Source organism: Acinetobacter lwoffii (genome assembly GCF_024129855.1).
GTDB classification, from domain to species: Bacteria; Pseudomonadota; Gammaproteobacteria; order Pseudomonadales; family Moraxellaceae; genus Acinetobacter; species Acinetobacter lwoffii_L.
Map to the genome: position 1 here is coordinate 89,320 of NZ_JAMXXC010000006.1, position 13,329 is coordinate 102,648.

At 46.0% G+C, this 13,329-nt stretch carries 11 protein-coding genes; 6 read left to right on the plus strand and 5 right to left on the minus strand.

Annotated elements, in window-relative coordinates; all coding sequences use genetic code 11:
- Positions 1-363 precede the first annotated feature (363 nt).
- Positions 364-1,125, plus strand: a complete 762-nt coding sequence (locus NI465_RS07205) for a hypothetical protein (RefSeq protein ID WP_004647267.1) — start codon at positions 364-366, stop codon at positions 1,123-1,125.
- 89 nt (positions 1,126-1,214) lie between these two features.
- Here NI465_RS07205 and NI465_RS07210 read toward each other — a convergent pair whose 3' ends face one another.
- Positions 1,215-1,865, minus strand: a complete 651-nt coding sequence (locus NI465_RS07210) for a response regulator (RefSeq protein WP_004281370.1) — start codon at positions 1,863-1,865, stop codon at positions 1,215-1,217.
- Positions 1,866-2,239: 374 nt separating this feature from the next.
- Here NI465_RS07210 and msuE point away from each other — a divergent pair, with 374 nt between their 5' ends.
- The 3 genes from msuE to NI465_RS07225 all read left to right on the plus strand — a co-directional run bounded on the left by msuE (position 2,240) and on the right by NI465_RS07225 (position 5,670).
- On the plus strand, positions 2,240-2,974 hold the full coding sequence (msuE, locus tag NI465_RS07215) for an FMN reductase (RefSeq protein WP_004647265.1): 735 nt from the start codon (positions 2,240-2,242) through the stop codon (positions 2,972-2,974).
- A gap of 26 nt (positions 2,975-3,000) precedes the next feature.
- Complete coding sequence (sfnG, locus tag NI465_RS07220; RefSeq protein ID WP_253144852.1) at positions 3,001-4,113, plus strand: dimethylsulfone monooxygenase SfnG; 1,113 nt, start codon at positions 3,001-3,003, stop codon at positions 4,111-4,113.
- Positions 4,114-4,260: 147 nt separating this feature from the next.
- Positions 4,261-5,670: a cryptochrome/photolyase family protein gene (locus NI465_RS07225; protein WP_253144855.1), complete on the plus strand. Its 1,410-nt coding sequence runs from the start codon at positions 4,261-4,263 to the stop codon at positions 5,668-5,670.
- 61 nt (positions 5,671-5,731) lie between these two features.
- Here the strand turns inward: NI465_RS07225 and NI465_RS07230 are convergent, their stop codons facing one another.
- Together NI465_RS07230 and acs are read right to left on the minus strand one after the other, a co-directional pair.
- Positions 5,732-6,913: an acyl-CoA dehydrogenase family protein gene (locus tag NI465_RS07230; protein ID WP_253144858.1), complete on the minus strand. Its 1,182-nt coding sequence runs from the start codon at positions 6,911-6,913 to the stop codon at positions 5,732-5,734.
- Positions 6,914-7,043: 130 nt separating this feature from the next.
- The gene (gene acs / locus NI465_RS07235; protein WP_253144861.1) at positions 7,044-8,990 is read right to left on the minus strand and encodes an acetate--CoA ligase; all 1,947 of its coding nucleotides are present in this window, start codon (positions 8,988-8,990) and stop codon (positions 7,044-7,046) included.
- Between the two features lie 269 nt (positions 8,991-9,259).
- On the opposite strand from acs, the gene NI465_RS07240 reads away from it, so the two are divergent.
- Both NI465_RS07240 and NI465_RS07245 read left to right on the plus strand, forming a co-directional pair.
- Complete coding sequence (locus NI465_RS07240) at positions 9,260-9,838, plus strand: DUF805 domain-containing protein (RefSeq protein ID WP_005250357.1); 579 nt, start codon at positions 9,260-9,262, stop codon at positions 9,836-9,838.
- A 106-nt stretch (positions 9,839-9,944) separates the two neighbouring features.
- Positions 9,945-10,925, plus strand: coding sequence for a mechanosensitive ion channel family protein (locus NI465_RS07245; RefSeq protein WP_114540950.1), 981 nt, complete (start codon positions 9,945-9,947; stop codon positions 10,923-10,925).
- Here NI465_RS07245 and NI465_RS07250 read toward each other — a convergent pair.
- Positions 10,899-11,612, minus strand: a complete 714-nt coding sequence (locus tag NI465_RS07250) for a 16S rRNA (uracil(1498)-N(3))-methyltransferase (RefSeq protein WP_253144864.1) — start codon at positions 11,610-11,612, stop codon at positions 10,899-10,901. The genes NI465_RS07245 and NI465_RS07250 overlap by 27 nt on opposite strands.
- A gap of 401 nt (positions 11,613-12,013) precedes the next feature.
- Positions 12,014-13,294, minus strand: coding sequence for a 3-deoxy-D-manno-octulosonic acid transferase (locus NI465_RS07255; protein WP_253144866.1), 1,281 nt, complete (start codon positions 13,292-13,294; stop codon positions 12,014-12,016).
- Positions 13,295-13,329: the final 35 nt, after the last annotated feature.

Here is a 13,329-nt window from a genome sequence, read left to right on the forward strand (position 1 = left end):
TTTTTTATACTCAACTGCCACATAAACTTACCTAGCTTGCATAAAATTTATTCTAATGTGCTAAAAGCAGCAAATATGCCGAAAATACAGCTGAATAAATTGACCAAAATGCTCATTTTTTAATTCACTATGGCAAAAACTGACGAATGTATTAATGTACATGTGTACACTTAGTTACAATTAATTATCTTATTGTTTTTAATAAAAATTAAAGAGTAATTTTCCACTACTATAACTTTAGTCGTATTTTTATCCCTTGTACTTGGCTCTAAAAATAGAGGAATAAGAAACGATCAGTTTCCATCTCATGTAGCCTTAATTTTTTTGGTCGCTGATCTATTTCTGCATATCGGAGTTCTTCATATGAACATAGATCAAAACCATGGCCTGAATCAGACCCAGCAGTTTCACCGTCAATATGGCGCCAATGCCTTATTGCCAAGCATTGACTGGGCACAGATCTTTAAATACAGCAAGCTGAATGATGCCCAGTATCAGGCACTGGAAACGCTGTATCAGAGTGCAGTCCCTCTGGCACTGCAAGTCTTTGATGAATTACATTTTGATGTCTTTGAACCTTATGCCTACAAGCCGCAAGGTCTGGGTCTATTTGAAAAGATTGCTGAACAGGAAGACAAGCTGATTCAGTCTTTAGAAGCTGAAACAGAGGATCTTCCGGCAAAGACCCGTCATCAGATCTGGAGCATGTTGCTGCGTGGTGGCGCGGTACTGGTCTTTAAGGCCTGGCTAGGTAAAGTCAAAAATGAAGAAGATTGCCTGGACACCAGCCAATTTGATGAGCTGTCTGATCTGTTATTTATCAAAACCTGCCCACATGAACTGGCACAACGTTTACATGTCGATCCGAATACGCGCGACGAACATGTCTTCCTGATGTATGATAATGAAGTTTATCTGGATCGTTTTAACAGTCTGGAAACTGCAGCACTATTTGTCGATCTCGGTGTCTATGATGCGACTTTCCTGAGTCTGCGTGATGATCGCGTGGCGGAATATCTGAAATCGAAAGGTTATGTCACCGAAGAGCAGATTGACGAATTGCAATGTGCCTTAAATCCATTGTTTTGCGATGATTTCACTCGCAAGCAGGATTATATCGCCTAGCTGACTCAAGCCTTTGCACTCAATTTTGCAGATTTCGCCCATAAAAAAAGACCTCCTTGGAGGTCTTTTTCAATTCGGTTATGCAGAACTTACATTTTACGGTCTTCAATATTCAGTGCATTAATGGCCAATACCGCTTGTGTGCGGTTTTGTACACCCAGCTTACGGAAGATTGCAGTCACATGTGCTTTAATCGTCGCTTCTGACACATCCAGCTCATAAGCGATCTGCTTGTTTAATAAACCTTCAGCCACCATCATCAATACCCGGAACTGTTGCGGCGTCAAAGACTGGATCCGTTCTGCCAAAGCCGTTTCATCGGCAGCACGCGGATCAAAATTCATATTGGCTGGCAGATTTGGCGGTAACCAGATTTCACCTTCCAGCACTTCACGAATCGCTTCACCGATATGGCTTGGATGGGCAGATTTAGGAATATAGCCCATCGCCCCATGTGCAATGGCACGCTGGATGATACTGACTTCTTCATGCGCAGACACGACAATAATCGGTAAAGACGGATACTGTGCGCGGACATGCACCAGGGCAGAAAAGCCGGAAGCGCCCGGCAGGTTTAAATCCAAGAGCACAAGATCAGGCTCAGGGCCATTTTCTAGACGTTCATAAAATTCATTGACTGCCGCAGTTTCATGAATCTGGGCTTGTGGCAGGCTATAACGTACAGCTTGAATCAAGGCATGACGAAATAGTGGATGATCATCAACGATTAAAATATTCATAGGCAACGTGAGAGATCTTGGCACGGTAGTCCCTATTCTAACCACACAACCCAGTTAAGGATATGCAAGACACTACAATTTTTAAAATAATATGCAGTTTTTCTTCAAAATTGCCCATTTTTGCACTATTGCAATAATTGTTTAATTCTCATCACTTTTTTATATATCACTTATTCCTCACTGAAAAAGCTTATCTTTATTCAATATAAATATAAATATCATTCACTTACCCACAAAACCTTCCTTAAAAATCAGGCCTTTGTCGTATATCGCAAAATCAGATAACTTTTCAGCTTTTCGTTATTTTACAGCCCTTCGCTGAATCGGGATTAATAGGGTCATTCCGAGATTAACCCTATTTTCAGGTTCTAAATATGTCTAATTTTAATGCGCAAAAACCCTTAAATATTGTTGCCGTATCTGGCGGTTTAAATCACCCCTCAAAAACCGAAGCCTTGGTTCAGGCCATTCTGGATGAGCTTGGGGAAGCGACACCAATCAATGTGCATTTCATTAAATTTAGTGAAATTGGTTCGCTCTTGGGCGGCGCGATTTATCGCAATCAGTTGCCGCAACGCGTTCAGAATGATCTGGCAGCAGTAGAAGCCGCAGATGCGCTGATTGTTGGCACTCCTGTGTACCGCGCTTCATTTACCGGCCTGTTCAAGCATTTCTTTGACTTTGTTGAGCAAACGGCGCTGGTCGATGTTCCGGTATTACTGGCAGCTTCTGGTGGCAGTGACCGTCATGCGCTGGTGCTTGAACATCAACTGCGTCCTTTATTCAGCTTCTTTCAGGCACAGACTTTACCGATTGGGGTCTATGCCACCGACCGCGATTTCACCCCTGAATATACCATTCACAGTGAATTGCTCCGCGACCGGATTACCCTAGCTGTGGCGCGTGCCTTGCCGATTCTTGAATGGGCACCAGCCAAGGGACAACGTGCTGAAGTCATCAAAGAAAAAACCATTCAAGCCAGTCAAAATCTGGGCATTAACAAGCAGATCGAACAGGAAGAAGTGCTGCCTTCAGCAGCCGTGCCGAGCCTGGATGCCGCAGAATCGCGCTTGCACAGCAAGAAAGCACCAAAGACTCAAGTGGCTTGAACACAGCATTGCAGAGGGTGATGAATATGTCGAATGATAAAAATATCGTATTTGCCTATTGGGTGCCGAATGTCAGTGGTGGCCTGGTGGTTAGTAATATCGAGCAGCGCACCGACTGGAGCTATGACTATAACGTGCGTCTGGCACAAACCGCTGAACAGGCAGGCTTTGATTATGCCCTGACCCAGATCCGTTTTACTGCCGGCTATAACGCAGAAAACCAGCATGAATCGGTCAGCTTCAGTCATGGCATTCTGGCCAAAACTGAACGCCTGAAAGTCATTGCCGCGATTCTGCCGGGTCCATGGAAGCCGGCACTGGCTGCAAAACAACTGGCGACGATTGACCATCTGAGCAATGGCCGGATCGCGATCAATGTGGTCAGTGGCTGGTTCCGCGGTGAGTTTGATGCGATTGGGGAAGAGTGGCCGGAGCATGACGAGCGTTATGCCCGTTCGGAAGAATTTATCCGTAGCCTGAAAGGGGTTTGGACCCAGAATAACTTTAATTTTGAAGGTAAATATTATCAATTTAAAGACTATACCTTGAGTCCGAAACCACTACAAAAACCGCATATTGAAATCTTTCAGGGCGGCAGTTCCCGGGCAGCACGTGATATGGCTTCTCGCGTATCTGACTGGTACTTCACCAATGGCAATACCCCGGAAGAGCTGAAAAAACAGATCGATGATATTCGTGAAAAAGCCAAGGCAAATCATCACTCGGTGAAAATCGGCGTAAATGCCTTTGTGATTGCACGGGATACCGAAGAAGAAGCTCAGGCTGTATTGCAGGAAATTATTAGCAAGGCCAATGTGCAGGCAGTAAAATCCTTTGGTGAAGCGACCCGTGAAGCTGGCACGGCAAGTCAGGAAGGTGAAGGCAACTGGGCCCAATCCACCTTTGAAGATCTGGTGCAATACAATGACGGGTTCCGCACCAATCTGATCGGGACACCGCAGCAGATTGCTGAACGGATTATCGAGCTGAAAAAAGTCGGTGTCGATCTAATTCTGTCAGGCTTTTTGCACTTTATTGAAGAAGTCGAATATTTTGGCCAGAAGGTGCTGCCTTTGGTCCGTGAGCTTGAAGCACAACAGGCAACGCCTGTGCAGCAAGAAGAAGCTGAGCCCGTATAATTATTCAAATAAATCTCAGCAGATTCACTCCCTCCCTCAAGGCTCGGCTTGGGGGATTTTTTTATGTGATAAAATTGTTGTCTGGCTAGGTTTAAGACCATCAATTCCTTAAAATTCTGCACTAACGACTTTCCAAGAATTTTAACAATGCAACTGATCTGGTTTCGTCAAGACCTCCGCATTCATGATCATGCCGCGCTCTGGCATGCCACCCAGCAAGGCAGCTGTATAGCAGTGATGGTGCTCTCTCCCGAACAATGGAAGCTGCATCAGGATGCCCGGATTAAAATCGATTTTTATCTGCGTCGACTCATTATCTTAAAGCAGCAGTTAGCGCAGCTGAATATTCCATTAATCATTTTAAATGTTCCCTTATGGCAAGACCTGCCGGCCGAAATGCGAAGCCTGTGCCAAAAACTGCAGATTGATACGCTACATGCCAATATTGAAGTGGGCGTGCATGAACTGCAACGTGATGCACAGGTACAGCAGATACTGGAACAGCAGCAGATCCGGGTCGAGCTGTATCATGATCGCAGCCTGTTTCCACTGACCAGTATCCGCAATCAGTCCAATCAACCCTATCAGGTCTATAGCGCATTCAAGAAAAAGTGCTATGAGCGACTGATTCAGAATATACCAGGCTGCTATCCTGCCATTCAGCCTCAAGATCCGCTTGAATTACCAGACCAGCTGACCAGCTTTGATCTTCAAAAATTTGCGGCTGATTATTCTGTCGATCATACTGCCCAGCTCTGGCCTACAAAAGATCAAGCTGCCTTTGAGCTGCTCGATGATTTTATCGAGGATAAAATGGCTCATTATAAAACCGTTCGAGATCTACCTGCAGTCGATGGCACCAGTCGCCTGTCACCGTATCTGAATATAGGCATCCTCTCAATCCGTCAATGTATGCAGACCCTGTTTAAGGATGGATATTTCCAGATTGATGATATCGGTCAGCAGACCTGGCTGGATGAACTGCTCTGGCGCGAGTTTTATCTACATACCCTGTTTGATTTTCCCCGTGTATCCAGACATCGGCCTTTTAAGGAAAATACCGATAAAATCCAGTGGCGCAATGCACCTGAAGATCTGGCTGCATGGCAACAAGGACAAACCGGGATTCCGATTGTCGATGCCGGTATGCGGCAAATGCGGGCCACTGGCTGGATGCATAACCGGGTGCGCATGATTACTGCGATGTTTCTATGTAAAAACCTGCTGATAAACTGGCGCTTGGGAGAACGCTGGTTTATGCAGTATCTGATTGATGGTGATCTGGCGGCGAACAATGGCGGTTGGCAATGGTGTGCTTCGACCGGCATGGATGCCGTACCCTATTTCCGGATTTTTAACCCGGTCAGCCAGTCACAGAAGTTTGATCCGAATGGAGATTACATCCGTCAATGGGTGCCAGAACTGGCGCATCTGGATGCCGAAAGCATTCATGACCCCTATGCCAAAAATCTGGATCTTGCACTGGATTATCCAAAACCGATCGTGGATTTAAAAGCCTCTCGTGTAAGAGCGATTGAAGCTTTCAAGCAAATTTAAAACCAAACTTTTTCATCCAGAATAAAACAGCCTCTGATAAAGAGGCTGTTTTATTTTCAGATCAGGAATAAAAGCTTGGATCAGGCACTTTTCCAGTCAGCACCCATTCCCCCACTTCCTGATACTTATAATCGATCGGATCATGCAAGGTCTGGGTGCGGACATTACGCCAGAAACGGTCCAGATTGAGCTTGGCCGTGGTGGCCCGCGCACCCATCACCTGGAAAATATTCTGGGTAATATAGAGAGAGGTATTGGTTGCGGCAATTTTGGCTGTGGCAATGGCAACTGAGACTTCACCGCGCTGCTCAGCTGTTAAATCATTCCCAAGCTCCCAGGCTGCCTGTAAAGTCTGAACCGCTTTATCTGCCAGTAAGCGTACACTTTCCAGTTGTACATAAAACTCGGCAAAATGCTTCTGGATAAAAGGATCATTCACTGCATCGTCTGCCAGTGATTTGGACCAGGCTTTTTGGGTTTGTACGGTCTGCTTGGCGACGTCAAATGCCCCTTCTGCCACGCCCAAAAACAGATGCACAAAAATCAGCTGGGCAATCAAAGGCCGTAGACTGGAATATGGCGTACTCAGTGGACCGGGATTTAACAGCAATTCATCTTCATGAATTTTGACCTGCTCAAAATGGCTGGTACCACTGTCGGTCTGGCGTTGGCCCATATTGTTCCAGTCGCCCAGAAAGCTCACGCCCTCTCGCCAGGTAGGAATCACTCCTATCAGTAATTTTCCTGCTTCGTCATAACCTGAACACAGCAACATATCCGAATCAATCGAACCTGAGCAGAAGCTTTTATCACCATGGAAAATATATTCGTTTTCTGAAACTTTTGTAACTGTGGTACGACGATCCAGTGGATTTAGAGTATTACCCCAAAACAGATTATTTTGGGCAGTCTGTTCAAACCACGCACCATATTGTTCAGGTTGAGAAAATAATTGAACGGTCGCAATCAGCAAATGGTGAAAGCCGTAGACATGGGCCAATGAACTGTCGACTTGGGCAATGGTCTGAATGGTGCTAAAAATGGTCTGCCAGTCGGCACCCTGACCACCATAGTGCTTCGGAATAGACAGGCCAAGCAAGCTACTCTGGCGAATCAGGTCACGTTCGGCTTTGGGATTCCCCCCCTGTTTATCCCGTTCTGCTGCAGTCTGGGCGAAAGTTTCAGCCAGTTGCCGGGCAATCTCTAAGGGCAACTGATCGAGATATGATTGTCGTATATTCATTGTTTTTGGACCTATATTCAGCATGGCTTGAGCTTAGCAGATTGCAGCCTGTCACTATATCCGAAAGCATGCAGAGCTTATTCCCGATATAAAAATACCGGCGGGATGCCGGTATTGGAAAAGCTTAAATTTAAGCGTTATTACGCTGTACCTCTGCAATCAGATGATCCACCACTTGCGGTTCAGCCAGGGTTGAAGTATCTCCGAGACTATCCAGCTCATCGGCTGCAATCTTTCTCAATATCCGACGCATAATTTTCCCGGAACGGGTTTTTGGCAAAGCCGGTGCCCAGTGCAGCGCATCCGGGGTCGCTACCGGACCAAGAAGCTTGCGCACCCAGCTGACCAGTTCGGCACGTAATTGATCTGAACTGGCCACATCAGCCTGCAAGGTCACAAAAGCACAAATTCCCTGGCCTTTAATGTCATGCGGCATCCCGACTACAGCGGCCTCAGCCACGGATTCATGCGCCACCAGTGCACTTTCAATTTCTGCTGTACCTAAGCGGTGTCCGGATACATTCAGGACATCATCGACACGACCGGTAATCCAGTAATAACCATCTTTATCGCGACGCGCCCCATCTCCGGTAAAATAAGTACCGGGATAGGTAGAGAAATAAGCTTCAATAAAACGCTCCGGGTCTCCCCAAATGGTACGCATCTGACCCGGCCAGGAATCCTTAATCACCAGATTTCCCTCAGCTTCACCCTCCAGTTCCTTGCCATCAGCATCGACAATAGCCGGTTGTACCCCGAAGAAAGGCCGTGTCGCAGAACCTGGTTTTAAATCAGTCGCACCCGGCAATGGCGTAATCATAAAACCGCCAGTTTCGGTTTGCCACCAGGTATCGATGACGGGACAGCGGCTTTCACCGACCACGGTGTAGTACCAGTTCCAGGCTTCCGGATTAATTGGCTCACCGACCGATCCTAAAATTCTCAGGCTGCTACGGTCACTTTCCCGTACAAAAGCATCGCCCTCACGCATCATGGCGCGGATCGCGGTCGGTGCAGTATAGAGAATGGTCACGTTATGCTTATCAACAATATGTCCAGTACGCGCCCAGCTTGGATATTGCGGCACACCTTCAAACATCACGGTGGTGGTACCATTCGAAAGTGGCCCATACAGTACATAGGAATGCCCGGTGATCCAGCCCACATCTGCGGTACACCAGAATACATCATCCTGCTTGATATCAAATGCTTCACGGAAGGTGCAATTCACATAGGTCAGATAACCGCCAGTGGTATGCATCACGCCCTTGGGCTTGCCGGTGGAACCTGAGGTATACAGGATAAACAGCGGATCTTCGGCATTCATCGGTTCGGGTGGACAGATGTCATTCACTGACATAATTTCCGTGTGATACCACAGATCACGTCCTTCCTGCATTTCAATTGGGTTACCGGTGCGGTGTACCACCATTACATTTTGAATCGAGTCTGTACCCGCCAGTTTCAGTGCTTCATCGACATTGGCTTTCAGTGGAATGGCCTTACCGCCGCGCATGCCGGAATCCGCAGTAATCACCATTTTCGCCTGACAGTCTTCAATCCGGCTGGCCAAAGAATCTGGCGAGAAACCACCAAATACCACGCAATGCACCGCCCCGATCCGGGCACAGGCCAACATAGCAATCGCAGCTTCAGAAACCATCGGCATATACAGCATGACCCGGTCGCCTTTCTGGATGCCATTTTTCTTCAGCACATTGGCAAAACGGCAGGTTTCATCATGCAGCTCGGCAAAGGAAATAATCTTGTGCCGCGAAGGATGATCCCCTTCCCAGATGATGGCCGGTTTATAAGGATGTTCTTTCAGGTGCCGATCCAGACAGTTGGCACTGACATTGAGCTGACCATCGGCAAACCATTCGATTTTAAAATCGTCTTTGTTAAAGCTGGTATTTTTGACTTGGGTGAAGGGCTTGATCCAGTCCAGACGTTGCGCCTGTTCTGCCCAAAATTTATCTGGCTGTTCTATAGAATATTGATAACGTTCAAAGTACTGGTCTTCGAGCGTACGTGCTGTTTTTTTAAATTCTTCGGGTACTGGATAGATCTCTTGCATAGGTCACTTCCTTGATTTTGTTCTATCTCATCACGAGAGGTTAATGCTGCGTTGTTGATTGTTTTTTATGCATAATGGCAGTATGGCCTGCTTATTTCAAATCCGGCAATCATGCTTTCGTCGTAGATTATTTATACAAATTCAATCAAAATAAACCACAACTTACAGTACAGAATCTTCTGCGCAAATGTGTATGATCTGTAGCACAGCCCTTAAAAATAAAATTGACCGCTTGTGGTTATTTCATCTGATTTAGCAGGATACGCTTTATGAAATCGCCTGAATCTCCCTACTTTAGCCCGCCTGCGCTGCCTGCATCGGATCATCCCCTGTCGATGAAAGGTCGCTTCGGGCGCTTGAGCTTTATTGCCTGGTCGGCATTTCTGTATTTCATTTTTTTATTTGGCAGTATCGCACTGGGTCTCAGCATTGATATTGTGAATATTTCTACCCACTCCATGGATCCCAACTGGCTGATTTCACTGCAAGGTTTGGCCAGTATTGTTGTACTGGCCATGGTTCTGGTCTATGTGTATTTCGCTTTAGTGGTGACCGTTCGCCGTTTGCATGATATGAACCGCAGTGGCTGGTGGGCGCTATTATTTTTGCTGCCGCTAGTAAACATTTTTGTATGGCTTTATATCGTTTTTGGTTCGGGCGATCGAGGCACTAATCAGTATGGCCCGGCACGGATGACCTTGCTCTGGGAAAAAATTCTGGCCTGGCTGATGATTATCCTGACCCTGCTTAGCCTGTTGGGATCTATCGCTTTATTCAGTTATATGAGCGGTGAAGAACAAACACCTACCCCCACGGAAATGATGCAAAAAACCACCAAATACTTTTAACAACAGCGCCGTTATTTTTAAAATTATCCAATGGTGACTTCGAGCCCTTATTAATTTTTTGCTGAACATCAGGCAAAATAGGCAAAATTTGAATTGTGGAATTTTTGTGGCAGAGCAAAACAATACCTTAAGCCAGGTAACTGAGGGCACCACGGAGTTGTTACATCAGGCAACTGAAAAAACGACCAAGACCGTGATTGAACATACCGCCAAGTATAATGATGCCTACAGCACTATTGACAAAATCATGGAGGGCTTCTGGGAGCGTGTGCCTTATTTCTGTATCGCACTGATCGTGATTACGATTTTCTGGTTACTCTCCAAAGTCTTCAAGTTTTTCGTACGTAAAACTTTGGAAAACCGTTCTTATACCCGCCAGAATCTGGTATTGGTCCTCAACCGTGTCGGCAGTACCTTTATTATTTTCTTTGGTATTCTGATTGGACTGGTGATTGCTGTTCCTGGCTTTACCCCGGGTCAGCTGATGAGTGCCCTCGGAATTGGTTCGGTCGCGATTGGTTTTGCCTTCAAGGATATTTTCCAGAACCTGCTGTCTGGCGTGTTAATTCTGCTCAGTGAACCGTTCAAGATTGGCGATGACATTATCGTGAATGGCATGGAAGGGACGGTCGAAGATATCCAGATTCGTGCAACTTTTTTACGTTCCCCGGATGGCCGTCGTATCGTCATTCCAAATGCTACGGTCTACACCAGTGCAGTGACTGTCAATACCGCCTATACCCGTCGCCGCTGCGAATTCGTGGTGGGCATCGGCTATGAAGATGACATCCAGAAAGCCAAGGACCTGATCACCGCTATTTTAGATAAAGATCCAACCATCCTGAGCCAGCCAGGCTTTAGTGTCAACGTAACGGCGCTGGCTGACTTTTCTATTACCCTAAAAGCTTTCTGGTGGGTCGATACCACTGAAACCGGCACCGGAACTTCAATCAGTGCGGTGCAGGAACGGGTGATTCAGGCTTTTGCCGAGCATAATATTTCGATTCCTTATCCGGTACAGGAAGTCAAAGTCTATCGTGGCGAAGGCAATGAAGAAGCTTCAGCACGTGCTAAACAGTCGACCTAAAACATAAGGAATCACAGTTTCTGTACGGATAATACGGTTGCCCAGACTCACAGCCTGGCAGCCGTTTTTTATGAGTAAATCAACTTCATATGGAATAAATCCGCCTTCCGGACCGATAACAATCGTACAGGGATGATCAATAGCAAATGGCATCGCCTGCTCTGCATAAGGATGTGCCACATAAGCCGGACCATCCGTACTAATCAATCCTGGCAAGATGTCTTCAACAAAGGGTTTAAAGCGTTTATACAGCTCGATTTTCGGAGCAACCGTATCCCCTGCCTGTTCCAGTCCCAACTCGATATAATGATTTAACTGTTGTAAAAATGGCGTTTGCCAATAGCTTTTATCAACGCGGTAGCTATGCAGTAAAATGATTTTTTCAACGCCCAAAGTGACACTGTCCATGATCAGACGGCGCAGCACCTTCGGACGTGGTAAAGCCACAATTAAAGTCACTGGCAATTTTTCTGGAACAGTTTCTTGTTGCAGCGGTTTCAAGCGCACTGCTTTTTCAGAGATTTCGACAATCTCAGTCAGGTAACGCTGACCTTCCCGAATTCCGACTTTTAACGTATCCCCCACCTGAATCTGCAAACGCTGCTGTAAATGTTCCAGTTGCCGAGTGGAAGTAATGGACCAGAATTCAGCTTCGGTTTGACGTGAATCAAGCAGGATGATGTTCATAAAAAAGAAGACCAAAAAAATATGATATATCCCTCTATTGGCTAGAGGGTGGCGACAGGGATGTCGCCAATTTCACTGTGCTGCAGGGATGCAGCATCAGTGAAATAAAGGGCTTTTGTCTTGCAGGGTATGCCCTTCATGGCCCGACAAAAGTAAGGTAATCACTTTGAAAAAGAAATACAAAGAAATACTAAGCCAAATCGAAACTCGGTTATTGTAGGACAAGCCTTAAATAAAGCTCTATAGTGACTTATCATCGTGTAGGCTTCTCCCTACTTTTTACAGCGTAAAAGTAGGCAAAACGCTTTTGTTAGGTTGATGATACTTCCCTGTATCATCAGCCTAACGACGGCATCCCTGCCGTCTTGGTAAATCCAATATCTGTTACTTATCAAGGTAAATTAAAGATACTGATCAATCACCTGAATATGCTTGGCAAGCGATCCTGTATTTAACTGCATAATTTGCTGCGCTGCCGCATTCAAGTTTTCCGCCTTAACCTGATCTTGCAAAAGTTCCAGTAATACTTCTGCAGCCTGCTGGACATTCTGTACTACTGCGACTGCATCCGATTGAACAAACTCATCCACGATGGTCTGAAAATTAAAATAGTTTTTGCCTAAAACAGTCGGCACATTCAGCGCAATCGGCTCCAAAATATTATGTCCACCACCTGGTTCATTTAAAGAACCACCCACATAACATGCCTGACTCAAAGCATACCAAAGCCACATTTCACCCATCGAATCGGCCAAATAAACCTGGGTATCTGCTTTAATATGTTGCCCTAGACTTCGACGCTGGATTTTCAATCCCAAAGACTGTGCAGCTTGGAACACCTCATCAAAACGTTCCGGATGGCGCGGTACCACAATACAGACCAAATATGGATCAGCTTCTAAAGCAGCTTTTAAAACACTCAGAATTTCTTTTTCTTCAGGAGCATGAGTACTAGCTAACGTGACGATCTTTCGCCCCCCTAACTGCCACTCCTGTTTCAATTGATCTGCCTGATGAATAAAGCGCTCGGGCGCAGTAATATCAAATTTGATATTGCCCAAAACTTGGGTTTTTTCAGCTGCGATTCCCAACTGGATATAACGTTGCTGGGTAGCTGTATCCTGTGCCAAAAGACCAGTTAAATTCTTGAGCATGCCACGGGTCAAACCTTTGACCTTGGCATAGCCTTTGGCGGATTTTTCGGACAGACGCGCATTCAACAATACACTTGGCACATTAAACTGGGGTGCCTGATCCAGCAGATTCGGCCAAAGTTCAGTTTCCATCAGCAATAAAAGTTTCGGCTGATATTTTTGATAAAACTCACGAATTAAGGTTTTCTGGTCAGCAGGCAAATACACGGCCTGAAATAAGTCTAAGTAAGGTGGCTTTAAGAACAGCGATTTTACCCGGGCCTGACCGGTTTTGGTGGTATTGGTGACCAGCACCGGATGACCGAGTTTTAAATAATGTTCAACTAACGGTTGGGCCGCGTTGGTTTCGCCCACCGACACCACATGAAACCAGATAGCATGCAGGTTTTTGGGTGGCTGAAACGGGCCAAAACGTTCTGTCAGTTCTTGTTGTAATTGTTCAGGATCGGTCGCACGTTTACGAATACGCGATTGATATAAGGGTTTAACCAGCGCCAAGGCTGCATTATACCAAAATGGAGTGGCCACATTGCGCCCCTGTCCAAAGATTTAATCGGCAGAAT

Bases quoted from the DNA above. Each gene is read 5' to 3' on its own strand.
- NI465_RS07205 (WP_004647267.1), top strand. From the start codon at position 364: ATGAACATAGATCAAAACCATGGCCTGAATCAGACCCAGCAGTTTCAC.
- NI465_RS07210 (WP_004281370.1), bottom strand. From the start codon at position 1,865: ATGAATATTTTAATCGTTGATGATCATCCACTATTTCGTCATGCCTTG.
- msuE (WP_004647265.1), top strand. From the start codon at position 2,240: ATGTCTAATTTTAATGCGCAAAAACCCTTAAATATTGTTGCCGTATCT.
- sfnG (WP_253144852.1), top strand. From the start codon at position 3,001: ATGTCGAATGATAAAAATATCGTATTTGCCTATTGGGTGCCGAATGTC.
- NI465_RS07225 (WP_253144855.1), top strand. From the start codon at position 4,261: ATGCAACTGATCTGGTTTCGTCAAGACCTCCGCATTCATGATCATGCC.
- NI465_RS07230 (WP_253144858.1), bottom strand. From the start codon at position 6,913: ATGAATATACGACAATCATATCTCGATCAGTTGCCCTTAGAGATTGCC.
- acs (WP_253144861.1), bottom strand. From the start codon at position 8,990: ATGCAAGAGATCTATCCAGTACCCGAAGAATTTAAAAAAACAGCACGT.
- NI465_RS07240 (WP_005250357.1), top strand. From the start codon at position 9,260: ATGAAATCGCCTGAATCTCCCTACTTTAGCCCGCCTGCGCTGCCTGCA.
- NI465_RS07250 (WP_253144864.1), bottom strand. From the start codon at position 11,612: ATGAACATCATCCTGCTTGATTCACGTCAAACCGAAGCTGAATTCTGG.